At 68.0% G+C, this 22,449-nt stretch carries 23 protein-coding genes; 5 read left to right on the top strand and 18 right to left on the bottom strand.

Annotated elements, in window-relative coordinates; translation table 11 throughout:
* Positions 1-30: 30 nt before the first annotated feature.
* Together WG924_RS25805 and WG924_RS25800 are read left to right on the top strand one after the other, a co-directional pair.
* Positions 31-627, top strand: coding sequence for a phage tail protein (locus tag WG924_RS25805; protein WP_345935910.1), 597 nt, complete (start codon positions 31-33; stop codon positions 625-627).
* Between the two features lie 34 nt (positions 628-661).
* Positions 662-1,273 carry a phage tail protein gene (locus WG924_RS25800; protein WP_345935909.1) on the top strand — a complete coding sequence of 204 codons (612 nt, stop codon included), beginning with the start codon at positions 662-664 and terminating at the stop codon, positions 1,271-1,273.
* 1,145 nt (positions 1,274-2,418) lie between these two features.
* Here WG924_RS25800 and WG924_RS25795 read toward each other — a convergent pair.
* The 4 genes from WG924_RS25795 to WG924_RS25780 all read right to left on the bottom strand — a co-directional run bounded on the left by WG924_RS25795 (position 2,419) and on the right by WG924_RS25780 (position 8,257).
* Complete coding sequence (locus WG924_RS25795) at positions 2,419-4,632, bottom strand: site-2 protease family protein (protein ID WP_345935908.1); 2,214 nt, start codon at positions 4,630-4,632, stop codon at positions 2,419-2,421.
* A 2-nt stretch (positions 4,633-4,634) separates the two neighbouring features.
* A complete protein-coding gene (locus tag WG924_RS25790; RefSeq protein ID WP_345935907.1) occupies positions 4,635-6,302 on the bottom strand; it encodes an efflux RND transporter periplasmic adaptor subunit in 1,668 nt (555 codons plus the stop codon).
* Positions 6,299-7,246 carry an efflux RND transporter periplasmic adaptor subunit gene (locus WG924_RS25785; protein WP_345935906.1) on the bottom strand — a complete coding sequence of 316 codons (948 nt, stop codon included), beginning with the start codon at positions 7,244-7,246 and terminating at the stop codon, positions 6,299-6,301. The genes WG924_RS25790 and WG924_RS25785 overlap by 4 nt, the downstream gene beginning before the upstream one ends.
* A 141-nt stretch (positions 7,247-7,387) precedes the next feature.
* Positions 7,388-8,257, bottom strand: a complete 870-nt coding sequence (locus WG924_RS25780; RefSeq protein ID WP_345935905.1) for a cytochrome c — start codon at positions 8,255-8,257, stop codon at positions 7,388-7,390.
* On the opposite strand from WG924_RS25780, the gene WG924_RS25775 reads away from it, so the two are divergent.
* The 3 genes from WG924_RS25775 (at position 8,256) to WG924_RS25765 (ending at position 10,815) form a co-directional block, all read left to right on the top strand.
* Positions 8,256-8,435: a hypothetical protein gene (locus WG924_RS25775; protein WP_345935904.1), complete on the top strand. Its 180-nt coding sequence runs from the start codon at positions 8,256-8,258 to the stop codon at positions 8,433-8,435. The genes WG924_RS25780 and WG924_RS25775 overlap by 2 nt on opposite strands.
* A 170-nt stretch (positions 8,436-8,605) precedes the next feature.
* Positions 8,606-9,526, top strand: coding sequence for a DMT family transporter (locus WG924_RS25770; protein WP_345935903.1), 921 nt, complete (start codon positions 8,606-8,608; stop codon positions 9,524-9,526).
* Positions 9,527-9,567: 41 nt separating this feature from the next.
* A complete protein-coding gene (locus tag WG924_RS25765) occupies positions 9,568-10,815 on the top strand; it encodes an ArgE/DapE family deacylase (RefSeq protein ID WP_345935902.1) in 1,248 nt (415 codons plus the stop codon).
* Positions 10,816-10,818: 3 nt separating this feature from the next.
* Here WG924_RS25765 and WG924_RS25760 read toward each other — a convergent pair whose 3' ends face one another.
* The 14 genes from WG924_RS25760 to WG924_RS25695 form a co-directional block, all read right to left on the bottom strand.
* Positions 10,819-11,514: a DUF6064 family protein gene (locus WG924_RS25760; protein ID WP_345935901.1), complete on the bottom strand. Its 696-nt coding sequence runs from the start codon at positions 11,512-11,514 to the stop codon at positions 10,819-10,821.
* On the bottom strand, positions 11,514-12,509 hold the full coding sequence (locus WG924_RS25755; RefSeq protein WP_345935900.1) for an aldo/keto reductase: 996 nt from the start codon (positions 12,507-12,509) through the stop codon (positions 11,514-11,516). Before WG924_RS25755 ends, WG924_RS25760 begins: the two co-directional genes overlap by 1 nt.
* A gap of 109 nt (positions 12,510-12,618) precedes the next feature.
* Positions 12,619-13,299: a trimeric intracellular cation channel family protein gene (locus tag WG924_RS25750; protein WP_345935899.1), complete on the bottom strand. Its 681-nt coding sequence runs from the start codon at positions 13,297-13,299 to the stop codon at positions 12,619-12,621.
* Between the two features lie 10 nt (positions 13,300-13,309).
* Positions 13,310-13,501 carry a hypothetical protein gene (locus WG924_RS25745; protein ID WP_188579334.1) on the bottom strand — a complete coding sequence of 64 codons (192 nt, stop codon included), beginning with the start codon at positions 13,499-13,501 and terminating at the stop codon, positions 13,310-13,312.
* A complete protein-coding gene (locus WG924_RS25740) occupies positions 13,491-13,943 on the bottom strand; it encodes a hypothetical protein (RefSeq protein ID WP_345935898.1) in 453 nt (150 codons plus the stop codon). The genes WG924_RS25745 and WG924_RS25740 overlap by 11 nt, the downstream gene beginning before the upstream one ends.
* Before the next feature lie 77 nt (positions 13,944-14,020).
* The gene (locus tag WG924_RS25735; RefSeq protein WP_345935897.1) at positions 14,021-14,227 is read right to left on the bottom strand and encodes a hypothetical protein; all 207 of its coding nucleotides are present in this window, start codon (positions 14,225-14,227) and stop codon (positions 14,021-14,023) included.
* A 29-nt stretch (positions 14,228-14,256) separates the two neighbouring features.
* Entirely contained in the window at positions 14,257-14,691 is a 435-nt protein-coding gene (locus WG924_RS25730; RefSeq protein ID WP_345935896.1) for a hypothetical protein, read from the bottom strand.
* 91 nt (positions 14,692-14,782) lie between these two features.
* Positions 14,783-15,559, bottom strand: coding sequence for an SDR family NAD(P)-dependent oxidoreductase (locus WG924_RS25725; RefSeq protein WP_345935895.1), 777 nt, complete (start codon positions 15,557-15,559; stop codon positions 14,783-14,785).
* A gap of 41 nt (positions 15,560-15,600) precedes the next feature.
* Positions 15,601-16,395 carry an SDR family NAD(P)-dependent oxidoreductase gene (locus tag WG924_RS25720; protein ID WP_345935894.1) on the bottom strand — a complete coding sequence of 265 codons (795 nt, stop codon included), beginning with the start codon at positions 16,393-16,395 and terminating at the stop codon, positions 15,601-15,603.
* Positions 16,396-16,488: 93 nt separating this feature from the next.
* Complete coding sequence (locus WG924_RS25715) at positions 16,489-17,772, bottom strand: TRAP transporter large permease (RefSeq protein WP_345935893.1); 1,284 nt, start codon at positions 17,770-17,772, stop codon at positions 16,489-16,491.
* Entirely contained in the window at positions 17,769-18,416 is a 648-nt protein-coding gene (locus WG924_RS25710; protein ID WP_345935892.1) for a TRAP transporter small permease, read from the bottom strand. Before WG924_RS25710 ends, WG924_RS25715 begins: the two co-directional genes overlap by 4 nt.
* Before the next feature lie 4 nt (positions 18,417-18,420).
* Positions 18,421-19,407, bottom strand: coding sequence for a TRAP transporter substrate-binding protein (locus WG924_RS25705; RefSeq protein WP_345935891.1), 987 nt, complete (start codon positions 19,405-19,407; stop codon positions 18,421-18,423).
* Between the two features lie 255 nt (positions 19,408-19,662).
* Positions 19,663-19,932 (bottom strand): cbb3-type cytochrome oxidase assembly protein CcoS, encoded by a 270-nt coding sequence (ccoS, locus tag WG924_RS25700; protein ID WP_345935890.1) that lies wholly within the window; start codon positions 19,930-19,932, stop codon positions 19,663-19,665.
* Positions 19,933-19,982: 50 nt separating this feature from the next.
* Positions 19,983-22,445: a heavy metal translocating P-type ATPase metal-binding domain-containing protein gene (locus WG924_RS25695; RefSeq protein ID WP_345935889.1), complete on the bottom strand. Its 2,463-nt coding sequence runs from the start codon at positions 22,443-22,445 to the stop codon at positions 19,983-19,985.
* Positions 22,446-22,449: the final 4 nt, after the last annotated feature.

Below are 22,449 nucleotides of genomic sequence, written 5' to 3'. Positions count from 1 at the left end.
CCGATTCCGTCTCAGAGAGAGGTTTGAAGAATGAACCCGTTCATCGGACTGGCCATGTACTGGGCGCCCGATTTCGCCCCCCGCAACTGGGCCTATTGCGCCAATCAGTTGATCGCGATCAGCCAGAACACCGCCCTGTTCTCGCTGCTCGGCACCACCTATGGCGGTAATGGTACCGTGACCTTCGCGCTGCCCGACACGCGCAGCCGCTCGGTTCTGGGCGCCGGGCTCAATCCCGGCGGGTCGACCTATGTGCTGGGGGAAATTGGCGGCACCCCCAACACCACCCTGCTGACGACCAACATGCCGGCCCATACCCATGCCACCACCGGCAACCTGACCATCGGCCTGCCGGCCACCGCCGCCGCCGCCGCGACCGGCACCCCCGGCCCGGGGCTCACCTTTGCCGGAGCCCAGAGCACGTTCGAGTCTGGCGGCGTTCAGGAGACATTTCCGGTCCTGGCCTATAACGACGACGCGCCCGACACCCAGTCGGCGCCGGGTCAGGTGGTGGGCACCGCCAATGTCGGGGTCAGCGGCCAGAACAACCCGATATCGATCACCCAGCCCTATCTGGGATTGAACATCATCATCGCGCTCTACGGCATCTTCCCGCCGCGCAGCTGATCACCGCCAGGATCACAGGACAGGAGAGAAACGGATGGATGGAGTCTATCTGGGCGCGATCTTCCTCTGGGCGCCCACTTTCGCCCCGCGCGGTTATTCGTTCTGCCATGGCCAGTTGATATCGATCTCGCAGAACGACGCGCTGTTCAGCCTGCTCGGCACCACCTATGGCGGCGACGGTCAGACCACCTTCGGCCTGCCCAACCTGAAGGGCCGGGTGCCGGTCGGCGTCGGCCAGGGGGCCGGCCTGTCGAATTACGCCCTGGGCCAGACCGCCGGCACCGAGACCGTAACCCTGACCCGGGACAATCTGGCGTATCACAGCCACACCGTAACCACCGCCCTGCAGACCGCCGTGCCGGCGCTCACGGCCGCGGCGACCGATGCGGCGCCGACGAACGCCACCCACCTCGCCACCGGCAACTACGTCCAGACCAATGCGCCGGGAACGCCGACCCGGCCTTCCGACATCTTCCTCGCCACCGGCACCGCGGAAGGCACGCTCAACGGCGGCCAGATCAACGGCTCGCTGCTCGTCGGCTCGTCGGGCATGAACTTCCCCACCAGCATCATGCAGGCCTTCTCAACCCTGAACTACATCACCCCGCTCTACGGCATCTATCCGCCGCGCGGCGGCATGAGCTGACATCGGGCCACACCCCACCAGAACCATCGGCCCCAGGGGCGCGCGGAGATGATCCGCGCGCCCTTTGTCGTCAGGGACGCCACAGTCGCCGCCACCATCTGGGCGGCAAACATCACGCCGGCCGCTCCGATCCCCCTGCCCGCTATGGGCAGGCCGCTCCCTGCCGGCCGGTGCGTTTTGCGCCGCAATCGTCCGGTGCCACCGGCGGTCGCAGGGGTTTCCCCGACGCAACGCAGGATTTACCCAATATTAACTGTGCGCCGCAACATGAAGGGAACGTTGGGCGCACAAGACTATTTTCATGCACGTGTCGCGCACCGAACCCGCCAGTCGGCGTGGTGTAATGGCCGTTTTTCGCGAAAATTTTATCGAAATACTGTTCACCTCTGGTTCCAAGACGTGTCGCCCGCAGCACATGACTCTCCCATCATATCCGTCTCCCGCGAACATGTCTGACCTCCTCTCCGCAATGCACAATTGCCGGATGGTGAATCGGATACGCCCACATGCACCATTTTATGAATGACGGAACATCATAATGTGATGTCATAGATCCATCCATACAGCCCAATTCGCGATAAGCCTGTGGTATATTCTGGTTATGTTCCTGTATTTTGACCATTTTATTCAATTTAGAGTTGTGCTGCATGGCAATGTTTTCGGAACGTTCTATAAACATATAAATGATATGTCATGATTAATTTTTGCTGCAAAGGCATGCCTGGGCATGATGGCAAGTCTGGAATAGACGGTGAAGGAGTTTTGGGCGCATGCTGTTCGATGCGCATCGGCAGGGCATGGGCATGCATGCCGCATATCGCCCATGCCATATGGCGGCCGGATGCCGCCGCCGGAGCGGCGGGAAAACCCGCCTCTGGCGCGAAAAACCCCCACCACGCAATCGAAACGCGATGGACATCTCCGGGCAGTCACCATATAGTCGGAGACGCAAACCGGCTACGCGATAGCGTGGGGGTTTTGTATGGGATGGCGGGTATGACGCGATACCGGCTGGCCCCATCGCGCAGGTTTACCCGAACCTGTCCGGTGAAGATGCGACACCGAACTGAACGCGGCGAGACATTAGCTCGCCGCGTTTTTTTCTGTCGGGTCCGCTGATCGGCAGAGGCGCGGGGGTCGGCCGCTCAGAAGCCGCTTTCGCGCACCAGCACCGCCGCGGCGCGCCGCCAGGTGGCCACGGCGAAGCTTTCGGCCGGTGCCGCGATCCGCACCATGCCGCGCAGCATCTGCGGCTGCCCCGCCGCCGGCAGATCGGCCGTGGTCACCGGTTCCAGCCACACCCGATAAACTGCGTTGCGGGGCACCGGCCGGCGATCGGCATCGGGTTCCGATGCGATCGGGCCGCCATTCTGGCTGGCCAGAACCGGCTGGTCCAGGGTCTCGGCCGCGGTGGCCGACACCGCCGTCACCACCACCTCGATCGGGTCGCGCGCCGGATCGTCGGTCACGAAGCGGCCACGGGCTCCCACATCCAGTCTTGGCAGATCGGCGCCCTCGACATAGGCCTCGATCCGCGCGCCTTCGGCCGCAACGATCCGCCCCAGCACCCGGCCGGGCGATACCCACAGGCCCGGCGCCAGATCCGGCGGCGGGTCGCGGAACACGCCATCGCGCGGCGCCCGCACCACCAGCCGGTCGCGCTCGGCCAGATAGCCGTCCAACTCGGCCAGCCGGGCCGCCAGCCGGCCCTCCAGCACCCCCACCTCGGCGGCGGCGGCGGCGCTGGCCGCCTGGCGCTGCAACAGGCGCTGGGTGACATCCAGTTCCAGCTGCACCATCAGGATGCGCTGGTCCAGATCGGGGTTCTCCAGACGCACCACCGGGTCACCGGCCGCAACCATCTGGCCCGGCCGTGCCAGCACCTCGACGATGCGGGCCGGCGCCGGCGGGTGCAGCCGCTGGCTCGACACGGCTTCCAGCACCGCGGGCATGCCCACATCGCCCCGCCACGGCACCACCGCCAGCGCCACCAGCACCGCGGCCACGCCCAGGCTGCGCAGCATCGCCCGGTTCAGGCGCATCTCATCCCTCGCTTTCCACCATTCGCCGATTTCGCGCAGCGCCGGCATCACCAGGAACCAGGCCACCTCGACCGAGGCCAGCAGGATGCCCAGCACCTTGAAGAACAGGTGATAGACCAGCACCGCGATGCCCAGAAACAGGAAGAAACGCCAGATCCAGGCGCCATAGGCATAGATCAGCACCGCCCGCCGGGTGCGCGGCGGCAGCAGTTCGGGCGGCTCCCGGTTCAGCCCGAACAGGGTCTCGCGCAGATGCCAGCGCCCCATGGCAAAGCCGCGGGTCTGCAGGTTCCGCACCCCGATCAGATCCGACAGGATGTAATAGCCATCGAACCGCATCAACGGGTTCAGGTTGACCAGCAGGGTCATCAACCATGACACGGCCGCCAGAAAGAACACCGCCGATCGCGCCGGGCCATCGGGCAGCATCGCCCACAGAATGGTCGCCAATGCGCCGATGGTCAGTTCCACCGCCATGCCGGCCGAACCGATGACCAGCCGCTTGCGCCGGTCGGCCAGTCGCCACGCATCGCTGACATCGGTATACAGCACCGGCATCATCACCAGCAGCGCCACGCCCATGGAATGCACCCGGCAGCCGAAGCGTTTGGCGGCCAGCGCATGGCCCATCTCGTGCAGCGCCTTGGCGATCAGCATCGCGGCGCCGAACCACACCGCGCCCTCAATGGTCAGAAAGCTGGTGAAGGTGTGAACGAAGCTGTCCCACTGCCGGCCGACCAGATAGAAGGCCAGCATCATCAGGGCGATCACGCCATACAGCGCCGGCCAGGAAAACATCATCCGGCCCAGCGGCGTCAGGCGGTCCAGCCACGCATCGGGGCGGACCAGCGGCACGCGCACGAACAGGTAATTGTGCAGCATCCATGAAAACAGGCCGCGTTTGGCAGCCCGCTTCTGGGCGGCATAGCTGCCGGCCATGCCCGGCTCATCCCCCGCCACCAGATTGTTGGCGATCAGGAACCGGGCCAGTTCGTCGACGTCCTGCACCTCCAGCGGCAGGCGGGTGGCGGCGATGGCGCGTTTCACCACCCGGTCGGGCATCCCCTCGCCCCAGGCGCCGAGCAGGGCCACCGCCTCCGGCGACAGATTGAAATAGCGCCCGCGCGCCGGATCGAGGATCGTCCAACTGGGGCCGCCATCCAGATCGGTGGGGCCGGGCAGCAATTGCAGATCCTCGCGCAGCCGCGGCACCGGCTTAGGGGCCGCCCCGCCACCGCCGGCACCGCCCATGGCACCACCAAGGCTGATCTTCGGCGCCGCCCCGGCCCCTGCCCCCTGCATCACCGGACCGGCCATGGCTAGTATCCAACTTTCTGGCGCAGGGCCGCCAATGGCCGGCGGAACAGATAGAAGGCCAGCGGCACATCGGCACCATAGATCTTGGCGGTGCCGCGCAGACCCACCCGCGGGATCGGGCTGCCATCGGCCAGCGCCGCCTTCAGGTCATAGGCCAGCACACCGGATGGGGTCTGTTCGGCCATATAGCTCTGCCGGCTCAACCGGCCTTCAACCGCCTCAAGCGGCCGCGCATCCAGGAACAACTGCACGCGGGCATCGGGCTCCAGGCGGATCGCCTCGCCCACCGGCAGCTCGATGCGGATCTCGGCCTGATCGGGATTGGCGATGGTCATGATCCGCTGGCCGGTCTGGACCGGCCGCCCGGTCCAGTCGTCGGCACGGGTGAACAGCACCAGCCCCGGCCGCTCGGCCGCCACCACCACCCGGTCCAGCCGCGACTGGGCATAATCCAGCTCGGCCGCCTTCAGCCGGGCGCGGGCCTCCAGCAGCGCGATCTGCGCGCCGGCATCGCGGTCGTTGAACGCGCCCTGGCGCGCCCGGCGCAATTCCGCCTCGGCGATTTCCAGCGTCCGGCGCGCCACCGCCACTTCGGCCCGCAGATTGGTGTCGTCCAGCCGCAGCAGCACATCGCCGGCCTCGACCCGCTGGTTGGGCTCCACGATGATGTCGGCAATCACCCCGTCCAGCGGCGAGGCCACCGTCGCCGGATCGCGTGCCGACACTTCCGCCGGCGCCAGAACCGTCTGCGGCACCGGAATGAAGCCGGCGGCCACCGCCGCCGCCAGCAGCGCCAGCACGAACCAGCGCGGTCGCGGCAGCCGCCGTCGGCCGGCGCCACGCCCGGCCAATGCCAGCCAGGCATGGGCATAGGCGTCGGTCAACTGGCCGGCCAGCACCTGATCGGCCGGACCGAAGGCCTGATCGCGCGCCAGCCACAGCCAGCCGCGCACATGGCCCTGGCGGTCTGCCAGCGGGCACAGCAGGGCCGTGGGTGCCGCGAAATCGGGCCAGGCCCGCGCCAGATCATCCGGCAGGTCGGCCGGGCCGATCACCTGCGGCTTCAGACGGTCATCGGCGGAATTGCCGGCGGCGGATGCCCCCGGTGCCGCTGCGGCGGCCGTCATCGGCGCGGCGGGCGCGGTGGGCGTCAGCCGCTGGGCGGCGCGATGGCGGTCGCGATGCCCGGCGCCCAGATGCGCCAGCACCCGTTCGATCCAGGTGACGTAAGGGGCGGTGCGCTCCACCCCCGGCACGTCCGACAGGGCCACCGGCCGGGGGCGGTTCCAGCCCTCGGCCAGCACCGCCTGGCGATAGGGCAGCAGCCGCCTTGTGTCGTTGACGATCACATAGCGCAGAGCCTGGATGTCGGGCGCCCGGCGGGCGGAGCGTTCAAGCGCCAGCATGATCGAGAACAGGATCGCCGACCGCCCGCGCGCCGCGGCATCGCCACTACCGGCGCTGCCGGTATTGGCACCACCGCCGCCACCGGCCCCGCCGGCGGCAGCCAGTGCCGTGGCGATCCGTGGCGGCAGCTTGCCGGCGGCCATGGCGCCGGCCACGGTCGACGCGGCGGCGGCAGGCCCTGCGGCCGCCCCTGTGGCAGGCCCTGTGGCGGCGGCCGCGGCCGGGCCACCGGCCGATGTCGGCCGCACCGGTTCCACGCTCATTGCGCGCTGCCTTCAACTGGCCGCGGCTTGGGCTGGGGCACCGGTTCACCCACAACCGCCGGATCGACGGATCGGTTGGCCGGGTCGCGCAGGGCAGCCGGGAAGCGGGCGGTGCCGCTCATCCCCGCCAGCAGGTCGCGGCCGCCCTCCTCGATCGATGCCAGCACCGCCACGGTCTGCGACACCTGATCGACGCGGGCGCCAACCGCCGTCACCGTCGCCTGAACGGTGCCGCCGGTCTCGTCGACGTCGAAACTGAAGCGTTGGCCCGGCTGCAACCAGGCCAGCCAGTTGGATGGCACGATCAGCCGCAGCCGTGGCGCTCCGTCGGAGACGATCGCCAGCAGGTCGTCGCCGGCGGCGACGCCTTCGGCCGGCTGCGCCAGCCGCGCCACCACCCGACCGGCATAAGGGGCGCTGATCCGGCACCGCTCCACCGTCGCCGAATGCAGGCGGATCGCGGCCGACGCCTCGGCCAGCCGTGCCTCGGCCAGTTGGACCTCCAACTGGCCGATCGATTGCAGCCGCGCCAGACTGCGGGCATTGTCCAGTTCGGCCTTGGCACCGGCCGATTGCGCCCGGGCCTGGGCGAGCTGGGCTTCATACAGCGTGCAATCGAACCGCACCAGAAGCGCGCCCTTGGCGAAGGACGCGCCCTCGGTGACCGAGATATCGGTGATCCGGCCGGCAATTTCGGCCGAAATCACCGCTTCGGCCGCCGGTTCCAGCACGCCGCGGGCGGTATCCGGACTGGCGTCGGCCTGCTGGCTGGCGTCGGCCCGGCTGGCATCAGACTGGCTGGTGTCGCCGCGCCGGCCTGCGGTGCCCGCCACGGCACCGTCCTGCCCCTGTGCCGACAGGATCGGGGGCAACGCCGCCTGCGCCAGCACCGGGACCGGCGACATCAGGGCACCAAGACAGCCGGCCATCATACCGGTCATCATCAGCCGTCGCATCCACACGCCGCCGGCCGGCCGCTCTCCGCCTCTGCTCATCACGTCCCGCACCCGTCGTCCCCCGTCAGCCCGTTCCGCGCAAGGTTAACGCGTTTTCCATACGTGCACGTTGAAATTCATAAGCCAAGCTCACCGCGCCGGCACCTGCTTGCGCCCCGCCATATGGGTCAGATAGGCCACCACCTGATCGATCTCGGCATCGTTCAGATCCTCGGGCGAAAACCCCAGCATCTGCGCAGCCCCCCAACTGCGCACCGATTTCGGGTCGCGGATCAGCATCTTCAGCGCCGGGGCTTGCAGGTATTCGGTGGGGTTCATCGGCAGGTTCAGGTCGGGGCCGACCGCCGCCGGCCCGGCCCCGTTGATGGTGTGGCAGGCGGCGCACTGCACGGCGAACTGCTGTTCCCCGGCGCGCGCCGGATCGTCGGCCGGCAGTGCGGCATCGACCCGCATCGCCGGGAAGCGCTCCAGCAGCGGCACCGTGGCCGTGAACCGCGCCACCTGATAGGGCCACTGCTCGGCGCTGACGCCCCCCGCCTGCGGGTTCAGCCACACCATATAAAACGGGCCGGCATCGGCATCCTTGCCCGGCAGGTTCGGCCAGGGGGCGTCGGCGGGCTCGATCGCCAGGAAGGCGCGGGCACGGCCGGGGCGCGCCTCCAGCAGCAGCGCCGCCGGCAACTGGGCCACGAAACCGTCCAGCGCCGCCACTTCCAGGTGATCATCGGGCTTCAGGCCCATCTCGGTCATCAGCGCCGCCATCGGCACCGCCTGATAGCGCATCGCCCGGCCATAGGCGACGTCGTCGGGAATATCGACCGTGGTCAGATCACCGCGCGCCAGCAAGGCCGCCCGGTCCAGCGTCACCGCCTGACCGTGGACGGCAAAGGCCACCGCCGGCATCTCGGCGGCGGCAGCCGGCCGGGTCGCCACCGCCGTCATGACCGGCGTCGTCGCAAGCAGGGCGGCCACCAGGGCCGCGGCACCGGTCCTCATCATGCTGCAGGCCATCATCATGTTGCCTGCCCTCATCGTCGCGCAGGCCCGCATCGTCGTCGTCCTCGTCATCTCGACCCTGCCTCACAAACCCGCTCCGGCCATCGGTGATCAGCGGCCGGTTAACCAGAGGATGCCCGATGTTCCCGCCCGTTGCGCGGCCTTTCCCGCCACGGCGTAAACATCGGTCGACGCCGGCCGGTCCTCGGCGCCGTGCGGCTTTATTCGATGGCATGGCGTCGAATGGCTATACCTTCAGGCTCTTCCTCGGCAAGCTGACCATCGTCCTCCTCCGCGGGGCGGCAGCCCCGGAGCCGCTCGCGATGCCTCCCGCCCGATCGGTTCCCTCTGATGATCCCTCCCCCCACCGTCATACCGCCGCCACCATCGCCGGGCATGGCAAACCCCGCCTTCGACCGGCTGAAGGGCATCGGTCTGATGATCATGGCGGTCGGCATGTTCGTCGCCATGGACAGCATCGCCAAGATTCTGGCCGACACCCAGCCGATCCCGCAGCTTGTCTGGGCGCGCTATGGCTTTCATCTGTTGTGGATGCTGCCGCTGATCCCGGTCTTCGGGCTGCGCCGGATGGTCACAACCCGGGTGCCGGTGCGCCAGTTGGCACGCTCCGCCCTGCTGATCACCTCGACCGCCTTCGCCTATATGGCCGTGCACCGGCTGCCGCTGACCCAGGTCTATGCGGTCAATTTCACCGCGCCGCTGATGGTGACGATCATGTCCGGCCCGCTTCTGGGCGAGGCGATCGGCCGGCGCCGCTGGTTCGCGGTGCTGCTGGGGTTGAGCGGCGCGCTGGTCGCGGTCAGGCCCGATCCGACCAATCTGGACCCCGGCATCGTCTTCGCCTTCACCATGGCGCTCAGCTTCGCGGTCTATCAGATCCTCACCCGCCAGATCGCGCCCTATGATGGTCCGCTGGTCGGGCTGTTCTATTCGGCGCTGTTCGGTTTCGCCCTGTCATCGCTGGTGGTGCCGTTCTACTGGGTGCCGGTCGACGCCCGCACCTGGGTGATGATGGCCATGCTGGGGCTGTTCGGCGCCCTGGGCCATCTGGCGTTGATCACGGCCCTGAGACTTGCCCCCGCCTCGCTGGTGTCCCCTTTCACCTATACCCAGTTGCTGTGGGCGACCGCGGTCGGCTTCATCATCTTCGGCCATCTGCCCGACCAGTTGACCCTGATCGGCGCCGCCATCGTTGTGGCGGCGGGGCTGTATCTCGCCTTCGGGGAACGGCTGCGCCTCCGCCGGCGTTGAGACCGGACAGCACGCCCGCCCCGTCCACAGGAGATGATCCCGTGACCGTCCTCGACACCCCGCTTGCCGCCCGGATTATCGAACAGATCGACCGCAACCAGGAAACCGCGGTCGACTTTCTGTCCGCTCTGGTCAGGACACCGTCCGACAATCCGCCCGGCGATTGCGCGGCGATCGCCGAAGTGACGGCCGGCTGGTTGGAGACATTGGGCTTCATCGTCGAGCGCCATCCGGTTCCTGAAGACCGGCTGCAGTCTTCGGACATGGTCGCGGCCGCGAACCTGATCGTGCGCCAGCAGTTCGGCCCCGGCCCCACCATCGCCCTGAACGCCCATGGGGATGTGGTGCCGCCGGGCGATGGCTGGTCGTCCGACCCCTATGCGGCCGAGATCCGCGATGGCTGGATGTATGGTCGCGGCGCCGCCGTCTCGAAATCGGATATCGCCACCTATGCCATGGCCTTGCGCGCGCTGAAGGAAGCCGGCGCCAAGCTTGGCGGCACAGTCGAGCTGCACATCACCTGGGACGAAGAGACCGGTGGTATGGCGGGGCCCGGATGGATTCTGGAAGACGGCCTCAGCACGCCGGATCTCGCGATCTGCCCCGGGTTTTCCTATGCCGTCACCACCGCCCACAATGGCTGCCTGCATCTGGAGGTGACGGTGACCGGCAGGGCGGCCCATGCCGCACAGCCCGATAGCGGCCACGACGCCATTCAGGGCGCGGTGCAGATCATGCAGGCGCTCTATGCTCATCGCGAAACCCTGGCCCGGCGGACATCGTCTCTGGCCGGCATCGGGCATCCGACACTGGTGGTGGGCACGGTTTCGGGCGGCACCAACACCAATGTCGTCGCGGGCCATGCCCGCTTCTGCATCGACCGCCGGATCACGCCCGAGGAAGACGCAGCCCAGGTCGAGTCCGAACTGACGGCGGTGATCGACGCGGCAGCGGCCGGGCTTACGGGCATCACGGTCGACTGCCGGCGTATCCTGCTGGCCCGGCCGCTGACGCCCTCGACCAAAGCGGCGGATCTGTCGGCGGTGATCCGCGCCGTCGCCAGCCGGATCATGGGCGAGGACATCGGCGAAAGCGCGGCACCGATCTATACCGATAGCAGGCATTATGCCGAGGCCGGCGTGCCGGTGGTGATGTATGGCGCGGGCCCACGCAGCATTCTGGAGGCCAACGGCCATCGCGCCGACGAGCGTGTGGCTCTGGACGATCTGAACAAGGCGACAAAAGTCATCGCGCTGGCCCTGGTCGACCTGCTTCCCTCCGGAACCTGACGATCAGCCTGACCGCCTGCCCCGGCCGTCGGGTGCCGGCCGTGGCAACAGCGCCGCCACCAGCCCCGCCGCGGCCAGCACCGGCAGCAGCCAGGCATCGCCCGTGTCCATGGCAAGGGCCGTGGCGCCGCTGAACAGGCACCAGAGAACCGGCACCGGCAACAGGATCAGCCGCCAGATCCCGGCGGTGCCGGCCAGCAGGCCCAGGGTGAAGACCGCTGTCGGATCGGGTGTGACGCCCACGATTTCGATGGCGCCCCAGGGCCGGCCGGCCAGCGGCCCCGACAGAGGCACCACCACCAGCGCCGCCGCCATCAGGCCGAGGCCGATGGTCCGCGCCGCCGGCGGCGCATGGCGGGCCGGTCGCGGGGCGATGGCCGCGACCGCCAGCAGCAGCACGCCCTGAGCCATGAAGCCGACGGCCGGCCATGTCGCAGCCCAGTTGATGACGCCATAGCGCTGATACAGAAAATCGGTGCCGATCCACAGCCAGCCGATCGCCGGCAGCGCATGAACCACACCGATGGCGATCCGGCTGTCCACCCGCCGCAGCACCAGCCACAGCACCACGAGCGCGCCCAGCGCGCCCACGATCTGCGCCGGCCAGACCGCCTGATTATAGCGGACGAACAGCCGCTGATAGGTCTCGGGCGCGAACAGCAGAAAATCGGTCAGGGAATAGCTGAACCAGTCGGCCATCAGATCGCCTCGACATCGGCGATCATCCGCCGGCGCAAGGCGGCATCGGGCAGTGGCCCGCGTGCCGCATCCAGATTCTCGCGCACATGGTCGACCCGGGTCGTGGCCGGAATCGCGCAGGTGATGTCGGGATGCGAGAGGATGAATTTCAGCAGCGCCTGCGCCCAGCTACCGGCGCCGATCTCGGCCGCCCAACCCGGCAGCGGTTCGCGCGCCAGCCGGCGGGTCAGGCCCCCCTGGCGGAACGGCCGGTTCACGATCACCGCCTGGCCCCGCTCACGCGCCAGCGGCAGGATGCGGTCTTCGACCGCGCGGTCCAGAATGTTGTAAGTGATCTGAATGGTGTCGAGCGGCTGGCTGGCCATCACCTGTTCGAAGGTGTCGTGGCGCCGGCCCTCGGATGTCGTGATCCCGACATGGGTCAGCCGACCGGCGGCCTTCATCGCGAACAGGGTTTCCAGATGCGCCTCCCAGCCGCGCAGATTATGCACCTGCATCAGATCGAACTGCGGCACGCCCCACAGCGCGCGCGATGCCGCGATCTGGTCCGGCCCGTCATCGCCCGATGAAATCCACACCTTGTCGGCGGCATAGACCGCTTGCGGCCGGCCCAGCGCGTCGAGCCCCCGCCCCACCACCATCTGTGCCGAACCATACATCGGCGAGCTGTCGATCATCCGGCCGCCAGCCTCGAAAAATGCCTTCATCACCGCCGTGCAGCCGGCAATCGCCTCAGGATCGTTGCCGACATTGAAGGTGATCCAGGTGCCCAGCCCCACCGCCGGCATCATCAGGCCGGTGCTGTGGATCGGGCGCATCAGCGGCGTGCCGGCCGCGGCCGCGCGGCGCCCGCGTCCGCCGGTCACGGCCGCGACCACGCCGGCCGCGGCCGACAGGGCCAGCAGGCGCCGGCGGCTGATGAGGGCAGAAGGCGCCGGGCGGTGGGGCGGCGGGCGGTAGGGCGGCGGGCGGTAGGGCGGCGGGCGGTCCGTCATCGCAAGGGAAGCTCCCTGTGGTTCGCGGATCGGCGGCGATGATAGCGATGTGTGCCCGCGTCAGCATGAGACAAGCCCGCAATAGCGAGAGGCGGGACGACAGGCCCGACTATTGCGGTGGGCCGTCATCCCGATCGGATCTGGCATCCGGCTGGCGCGGCACCGGCAGATGCCAGCCATAGCGGATCGCCATCACCCGCAGGCCGAAGCACAGGGCGGCGCCGGCCAGCATCGATGGCCCGGCGGGCAGGCCGGCCAGATCGCCCGCCACCACCACCCCGGCGCCGGCAAGGGCCGCCACCGCATACAGATCGGCCCGCAGCACCGCCGGAATCTGTGCCACCAGCACATCGCGCGCGATGCCGCCGCCAATGCCCGACAGCATGCCGAGCAGGGCCGCCATCGCCGGTTCCAGACCGGCGCCCAGCGCCTTCTGCGCGCCGGATACCGCAAACAGCGCCAGCCCGGCGGCGTCGCTGATCTGCACCGGATTGCGGAAACGTTCGATCATCTGATGGCGATAGAACACCAGCAGCCCGGCCAGACAGGCCACGGCCACATAGCGCGGCTGGCTGATCGCCGCCGGGGGCACCGCGCCGATCAGCAGATCGCGCAGAATGCCGCCGGCACTGGCGGCGGCAAATGACAGCACCAGCACGCCGAACAGATCCAGCCCGCGCCGCACCGCCACCAGCGCGCCCGACAGCGCGAACACGAAACTACCGGTCAGATCCAGCACCAGCAGCAGGCCAGCGGCCGTGAACGGTATCGCGGTGAAGCCCTCGCTCACCTCGAACCGCTCATCCGCGCCCGCCCGGCCCCGCATCGCGGCCGGCCGCGCGCAGCAGAAGCCTGTAAGGCCAGCTCAGCGCATTGATGACACTGTCTTCCCCGCCCTTCTCGGCCAGGGCGCGGCGGGTATTCTCGGCCGACCACATGATCACGCTGCCACCCGCAATCACCAGAAGCAGGCTGATCATATCAAGCTGCATGTGCACCTCCTGCGCCGTCAGCGGCGGCAATCCGCATATCGACGATATAGGCAAGCAGCACGACCATGACAATCAGGCCGCCACCCAGACGCCACACCGGCACCGTGACACCACCACCCGAGACCGCCAGCACGCTGAAGAAGATCCACAGCAAGGTCGTGAACAGAACCAGCGCCGCGAAGGATATCATGACATCCCGGCGTGGCCGCTGCCGATGCCGCATGAAGTTGATAAACGAGGCCAACGAGACCGAAATTCCGGCAAGCGACAGATGGCCCAGCCAGTTCTGATCCAGGAATGGTAGACTGTTCGGCGTGCTTATAAGTCGTAACTCAACAAGAAATGCAATCAACGCGTGCCCAAACACCGGAATCAGTCCGAACAACAGCCCGATCAGGAAGATCGCCCGCTGATCTTTCTTCGCATCGTCCACAGTTGACATCGTGATGTCCGGCCCGCGTGTCGCTCTCAAGGTTCCCGGATGGTATCGCGGCGAAGCCCTCGCTCACCTCGAACCGCTCATCCGCGCCCGCCCGGCCCCGCATCGCGTCCGGCCGCGCGCAGCAGAAGCCTGTAAGGCCAGCTCAGCGCATTGATGACACTGTCTTCCCCGCCCTTCTCGGCCAGGGCGCGGCGGGTGCCCTCTGCGGCCCACATGCAGACCATCAGGCCCATCACGCCCACAGCCATGCCAATCGGCGCCACGGCCTCGAAGATTGCGTTCATTCTGATTCAGCCTCCACACCGCCAGCTCTTCACACCGACTGCGCCACGGCGATTTCCATGTCCAGAATATAGGCACAGATCACCACGACACCAACCAAAAGTGCGGCCATGGCCCAGAGCGCTGCCGGCGGAGCACCTTTTGCAACTGCAAGCATTCCAAAGAAGATCCATAACATCGCGGTGAAAGTGATCAACAGAAAGGCACAGATTCTAGAGATCCGATTGGCTGCGCCGCCATGCTTCAGCAGATTGACGAAAACGCCGGCCGCGATCGACAGGCCGGCAAAGATAAGATGGCCCAGCCAGTTCTGTTCTGAAATCGGCGCCGTTTCAGGCGCGTTGACCACGCCGCTCAGAATCGGCAGAGCCACAATGAAATGCGCGAGGCTCGGCGAAATACCGAAACCGGCCGCAATCAGGAAGTTGATACGCTGGTCTTTTCGTGTCTCTTCGATTGCATCCATAGATGATGCTCATGCCTCTGCCGCTCAATGAGTGGCCAAGATCATGGCCGGGGGCCATTCATAACTCAAGGGTGTTGAATATGAACCCCGCTCACCCCCTGATCCCCACCGCCTGGAACCCACCATCGGCGGCGATGACCTGCCCTGTCACATAGGACGCGGCATCGCCGGCCAGGAAGCGGACCAGCAGGGCGATTTCTTCCGGGGTGCCATAGCGGTTCAGGGCGACCCGTTCCTCCCACACCGCCCGGACCTCGGGGCGGTGGACCGTGCGGGTCAGCGGTGTGTCGATCGGCCCCGGCGCCACGCAATTGACCCGGATACCGTGCGGCCCCAGCTCAAGCGCCATCACCTGGGTCAGCAGATGCACCCCGCCCTTGGATGCGCCATAGGCGGCGCGGCCGCGATTGCCGCGCAGGCCCGATACCGAACCCAGATTGATGATCGAACCACCCTTGCCGGCGGCGATCAGACCACGCGCCACCGCCTGCCCCATCATCATCGTGCCGCGCAGATTGACCCCGATGATCCGGTCGAGCAATGCCGGGTCGGTGTCGAGGAACGGCGTGTCGGCAGCGATACCGGCGCTGTTGACCAGCACCCGCACCAGCCCGTGATCACGCGCCACATCGGCCATCGTCGCCGATACCGCCGCCGGGTCGGAGACGTCGAGCGCCACGGCCGCGGCCCTGTGGCCGATGGCGGTGATGGCGCCGGCCACCGCCTGCGCCTGCGGGCCGTCGCGATCGGCGATCACCACCATGGCCCCGGCCATGGCCAGCATCTCGGCGACGGCGCGGCCGATGCCGCTGGCGGCACCGGTGACGACCGCCACCCGGCCGTCTTCAAGCCCGTGTTCGGTCGTCATCGCGGCGGCCTCCCTGGTTCATGATCGGGGCCTATCCTGGATCAGCCGGCCCGCGACGACAGCCCGCCATCGACCGGCAGGCAATGGCCGGTGATGTAGCGCGACTCATCCGATGCCAGGAAGAGCGCGGCTTTGGCGATATCCCAGGCATCCCCCATATGGCCCATCGGGCAGGCGGCATGGCGCTTGGCGATCATGTCGTCGGCATCGGCATACTGGCCGACGATCTGGGTGCGGATCAGCGGCGTGTCCATCATGCCGGGCATGATCGCGTTGCAGCGGATGCCCTGCTTCGCATATTCCAGCGCGATCGCCACCGTCATCTGGTTCACGGCCGCCTTGGCGGCGTAATAGGCCAGATAGGGATAGCCGGTATAGCGGATCGCCGCCAGCGACGAGACGTTGACGATGGTGCCGCCGCCGGATTTCAGCATCTCGGGGATGGCGTGCTTGCAGCACAGGAACACCGAGGTGGCGTTCACGTCCATCGCCCGGTGCCAGCGGGCCTCGTCGAGTTCGACCGGACCACCCATCTCGGTGATGCCGACATTGTTGTGCAGCACGTCGAGCGAGCCGAAGGTGGCCACGGTCTGCGCCACCGCCGCCGCGATCTCGGCGCTGGCGGTGACGTCGGCCGTGATCGCCAGGGCCTCGAAGCCTTCGTCGCGGATGATGGCGGCGGTTTCCTCGGCGGCCTCGGCGACCCGGTCGACACAGACCACCCGCGCGCCTTCACGCGCGAACAGCACCGCCGTTGCCTTGCCATTGCCCCAGCCGGGGCCGCTGGACCCGGCCCCGAAGACCAGGGCCGTCTTGTTGTCGAGACGCTTCGTCATGGGGAGACCTCACGGGGATTGCGGCCGGGGCCGCATCGCTTCAGATACCTGCGGCCGGGCCGCATCACTTCAGGTGCCTGCGGCCAGGCCTGATCAGTTGAGCAGGCCGGGCAGCAGCATCGATGCCTGCGGCACCAGGGTGACGATCAGCAGAACCACCAGCGCCGCGGCCAGGAAGGGCAGGATGGCGACCGAGCCGCGTTCCAGCGGCGCGCGGGCGATCATGCAGGCGATGTTCAGGCACAAGCCCACCGGCGGGGTGATCAGCCCGATGCACAGGTTCAGCACCACCACCACGCCGAAATGCACCGGGTCGATGCCCAGGGCGAGCGCGATCGGATAGAGCACCGGCACCAGCATCACCAGCGCCGCATTCGCCTCAAGGAACATGCCGACGATCAGCAGCAGCAGGTTGACCACCAGCAGGAACAGGATCGGGTCCGACACCGTCGCCAGCACGAAGGCCGACACCGCCTGCGGCACACCGGTATAGGCGAGCAGCCACGAGAACAGCTTGGCGGCACCGACCACGATCATGATCACCGCCGTCGAGCGGCCTGCAGAAACCAACGCCGCATAGATCCGCTTCAGATCGAGTTCGCGATGCACCACACCGCCCACGAACAGCGCATAGAGCACCGCCACGCCTGAACATTCGGTGATGTTGAACACGCCCATCCGGATGCCCGTCAGGATGAACACCGGCATCAGCAGGGCGAAGGATGCATGAGCCAGCGCCTTGCGAACCGCGCCCTTCGGCCGCGGACCGGTGCGCACCATCGGCGCGTCCTTCAGCGCCAGCCGCCGCGCGATCCACAGCATAGCGACGGTATAGAGCAGGCCCGGGATCACGCCGGCCAGGAACAGGTTGGTGATCGACTGGTTGGTCAGCACCCCCATCACGATGAACGGGATCGAGGGCGGGATCACCGGCGCCACGACATTGGCGGCGGCGATCAGCGAGGCAGCGAAAGCCGGCCGGTGGCCCACCTTGATCATCGCCGGAATCATGATCCGACCCAGCGCCGAGGTGTCGGCCACCGCCGAACCCGAAATGCCGGCGAACAGGGTGGAGGCGAACACGCCGCTCATCGCGAGCCCGCCCGGGCGATGGCCCAGGATCGCGTCGGCCAGTTCCAGCAGCCGCCGGGTCATGCCGCCCGCGGTCATCAGCGAGCCGGCCAGCAGAAAGAACGGGATGGCCAGCAGCGTGAAACCGTCGATGCCGCCGAACACCGATTGCGGCACCACCATCAGGTTGATGCCGCCAACCCAGACCAGCACGCCGACCACGCCGCCGATCACCGCGAAGCCGATCGGCACGGCGATCGCCATCAATCCCAGCACCGCGATCAGCAGAATTTCGACCAGGGTCATCGAACGCCCTTCCCGGTGGACCTGGAATGCGCGGCAGGCTGGGGCGGGATCGCGGTCGCATCCTGATTGCGCATGGCGACAGGCACGAAGCCGTCGCCTTCATCCGGCACCGGCGCATCCGGATCGGGCAGCGCCCAATCGGCCCCCGGCCGCGACAGCCGGGCGATGATCACCATCAGCAGGATCAGCACGCCGCCGACCGGCATGGCCGCATAGGGCACCGACATCGGCACCTCGAAGGCGGGACTGTCCTGAAAACCGTTCAATTCTGCGAAGTTATAGCCATGGACGATCAGCACCAGGGCGATCGCCAGCATCACCAGATCGCGCACCACCCGGATAACCGCCGCCGGGCCGCGGCCCAGGCGTTCGACCAGCGCCGTCACCGACACATGGCCGCCACCGCGCAGCACCGCGGCCGATCCGACCATGGCAACCCAGGGCATCAGAAAGCGGGCGAGTTCCTCGCTCCAATTGGGGGCGGCATCGAGGACATACCGGGCAAAGACCTGCCAGACGATGGCACCGGTCATCACCAGGATCATCAGGGCGAGCACTGCATCGAGGCCACGCTCGATCCAGCCCCCGATACGCGCGGCCCCGGTGGCGATACCACCAGGGCCGGCGTCACGCCGGTCGGTCATGGGCTTACTTGACCGCGCGGATCTTCTCAATCCACGGCTTCAGATCCGGGAACTGATCCGGCATGTCGGCGAGCTTGGCCGCGAAGGCCTCGCGATCGACCGCCACGAAGGTCATGCCCTTGTCCTGCAGCCGCTGCTTGATCTCGGCTTCCATGCCGGCCATGCGGGTGCTGGCCTCGTTCATGGTCCGGCGGCCTTCCTCGACCAGAATGGTGCGCACGTCTTCAGGCAGACGCTTCATCCGGGCGTCATAGAAGATGAAGGTCATGGCACCCATGACATGGGCGGTTTCCATGACATGGCTCTGGACCTCGTCGTAGCGCATGCTCTCGATGATTTCGAGCGGGTTCTCCTGGCCGTCGACGACCTTCTGCTGCATCGAGGTGAACAGCTCGGCCACGCCCATCGGCACGGCGCTGGCGCCGAGCATGGTCCAGGTCATGCTGTACATCTTCAGCGGCGGCACCCGGAGCTTCAGCCCCTTCAGATCGGCAAGCGTCGGCACGGCGCGATTGGCGGTCAGATGGCGCGCGCCGCGATAGCCGGCACCGACGATGCGGAACCGGGTCTGGGCAGCGATCGCATCGGCAAGCTCGGCGCCGATCGGGCCGTCATAGACCTTGTTGAAATGGTCGAGGTCGCGGATCAGATAGGGAAACGCCTCGACGCCGGCCACAATGCCATAGCGGTCGAGCGTGCCGATCGACTGCAGCACGATATCGTTGGTGCCGATCGCCAGACCCTCGATCGACTGCGGCCAGTCGCCGGTCGAACCCGAATCGGCGATCTCGATCTTCACCTTGCCGCCGGAGCGCTCCTCCACCGCCTTCTTGTAGGCGACGGCGGTGTCGTACCAGATGTTTCCGGGGGTATAGACATGCGCCATCTTGAGGACGATGTCCTCGGCGCGGGACGGGCCTGCGGTGGCAACCGCAAGGCCGATGACGGTGGCAACGGTCGCAAGACTGCGGCCGATCATGGTCCTGAGCATCCGGGCGTTCCTCCCTGCCTCGGCTGCCGGGGCCGCGCGACCCGCTTTTTGTCGGTCGTCATCAACCACGGCATGGATCAGAGACCCTAACAGCCATGGCCGCCTGCGCCGAGGCCCCGGTCCGTCAATTGGACCGGCATCGGCAATAAATCCGCATGATGGCCGCCCACCGCCAATCTCGGACCACAAGGTGGACCAGAATCCGGCCCGGCGAAACGTCCGGTGGATCAAGACGCCGGCGATACGCGCAAGCAGTCAGCGGCGGCGATCGCGGCCGCCGGCTTCACCGGTCACCAGCGGGGTATCGTCCGGCCCGGCGCCGGAGTCGCGAGAGGTCGAGTCGCGAGAGGTCGGGTCGCGAGGGGCCGGTTCCGGCGCCGGCATGTCATCATCGTCCATGAGAATACGATGGGCGGCACCATCCATGTCGTCATACTGGCCGCTCTTCAGCGACCACATGAAGGCCGCGAGCGCGCCAAGGGCCAGCAGCAGGCTGGCGGGGATGAGATAGACGAGCACGTCCATGGCGGTTCAAGCCTTCCAGGGCGATCGGGACAGGGCGGATGACGACCGGCTCATGGCCGCACGCCGCGCCCCAGACGCAGCGCATTCACGATCACCAGCAGCGACGATCCGCTCATGGCGGCAGCGGCGATCAACGGCGTCACGAAGCCGGCGACCGCCAGCGGCACCGCGATGACATTATACACGATCGCCGCCGCGACATTCTGGCGGGCGGTGCGGTCGGCGGCCCGCGCCGTCGCCAGCGCCACCAGAACGGCATCCAGGCGTTCGCCTCTGAACACTGCATCGGCGGCGCTCTGGGCCAGATCGGCACCGTCGGCCGGCGCGATCGATGCCGTGGCCTCGGCCAGCGCCGGGGCATCGTTCAGCCCGTCGCCCACCATCAGCACCCGCTCGCCCCGGGCCACATGCTCGCGGATGCGGGCGGCCTTGGTCGCGGGCAGCGCCTCGGCGGTCCAGTCGGCGATGCCGGCAAGCGCTGCAATCGCCGCCACCGCCTCGGGCCGGTCGCCCGACACCAGTTCCACCGTGAGGCCCCGTTCCTGCAGCGCGCGCACGGTATCGGCCGCACCGGGGCGCAACGGGTCGACGAACCTGATCAGCAGTGGTGCGGCATTGGGTTCAGCATACCACAGCTCAGGCCCCGGCATGTCCAGGGGTGCCGCCTCGGCGCGAAGACGCGTCGCCTGCGCATCATCCACGCCGCAGAATTCCGCCTTGCCCAGCCGCGCCGCCCCGGCCGCCATGCCCTGGCCCGCATGTTCGGTGACCGTGGCTGCGGTGTCGTCATCCTCGCCGGTCTCCGGCGGCAGGGCGTCGGCCGGCACGGCCTGGGCCAGCGCGCGCGCCAGCGGGTGGCGGCTCATCGATGCCAGCCGCGCGGCGCGCCCCAGCCGTGCCCGGCCATCCGGATCGGTCAGCCCCCCCTCCAGGCCGACCGGACGAGGCCGGCCCAGGGTCAGGGTGCCGGTCTTGTCCAGCACCGCATGGTCGATCCGCGCAAGGCGTTCCAGGGCCATCGGGCTTTGCAGCAGCACGCCGCGCCGCGCCAGACTGGATGCGGCGGCAACCTGCGTCGCCGGCACCGCCAGCGCCAGGGCGCAGGGGCAGGTGATGATCAGCACCGCCACGGCATGGGACAGGGCATCATACCAGTCGATGCCAACCATCAGCCACCAGCCGGCAAAGGTCAACAAGGCCGCCAGATGCACGGTCGGCGCATAGGCGCGCGCCACCCGATCGGCGAAGGCCACCCGGCCGGCGCGGCGCTGTTCGGCGGCCTCGATCAGCCGGGCCATCTCGGCCAGTTGACCATCCTCGCCCGCCGCCTCAACCCGGATATCCAGCGGCGCGCCCAGCACCACGGCACCGCCCACCACCCGATCGCCGGGGATCACCATCCGCGGCAGGCTTTCGCCGGTCACCAGGCTCTGGTCGATCTCGCCCTGGCCGCGGATCACCACGCCATCGACGCCGATGCGTTCGCCGGCCGCGACCCGCGCGATCATGCCCGGCCGGACGTCGGATGCCGCCAGCCGACGCATCGCCCCGGTCACCGCATCCAGTATGCCCACCGGCTGGCGGGCCAGCGCGATCAGCTCGGCCACCGTCCGGCGCGCCTGACCGCGGGCGCGATTGTCCAGCACCCGGCCGATCAGCAGAAAGAACAACAGCATCGTCGCGCTGTCGAAATAGGCATGGGTCTCGCCGCGCCAGGTATGGGCCAGCGATGCCGCCGCGGTCAGGATCACCCCGATCGAAATCGGCACATCCATATTGCTGCGACCGCGCGACAGCACCCCCCAGGCCGACCGGAAGAACGGCCGGCCTGCATAAGCGATCGCCGGCAAAGCGATCAGCGCCGAGGCCCAGTGCAGCAGACTGCGCGTCGCCTCGCCCATCCCGGCATCGCCGGCGGCCCAGACGCCCACTGACAGCAGCATCACGTTGCCGGCGGCAAATCCCGCCACCGCCATCGCGCGGATCAGGCCCCGCGCCTCGACATCATCGGCCGCCTCCATGCGCCCGGCATCATAGGGCAGCAGGCGATAGCCAAGCCGCACCGCCGGCATCACCAGCCGGTCGGCCAGTTCGGGCGCGCCATCCCAGGACACGCGCAGCCGGCGGGTGGTCATGTTCATCCGCGCGGCAGCCACCCGGTCGTCGGCGGCGATCGCGCGTTCGATCAACTGCACGCAGGCCGCGCATTGCAGGCCGTCGACCATCAGATCCAGGCTGTTGCGGCCGCGATCATCGGTGCGGACATGGCCCGCCAGTTCCGCCATCGCCTCGTCCGGCCGCGGCGGCCGGGCCGTGGGATCGAGTGTCCGGCGGGCATAAACCCCGTCCAGTCCCAACTCGCGGACCAGATCGGCAGCGGCGGCACAACCGGTGCAGCAGAACCGCGCACCACCGGCGCCGGCGGTGCCCCGGCCGATCACCGGCTGCCCGCAATGGGCGCAGGCGACCGCGACCGCGTCGTCGCGGCCGATACCGGTTGCGGTCATGCTCATCGCG

Origin of the sequence: Tistrella arctica, assembly GCF_039630945.1 — a bacterium.
GTDB classification, from domain to species: domain Bacteria; phylum Pseudomonadota; class Alphaproteobacteria; order Tistrellales; family Tistrellaceae; genus Tistrella; species Tistrella bauzanensis.
This window is presented reverse-complemented; position numbering and strand designations above follow the sequence as displayed.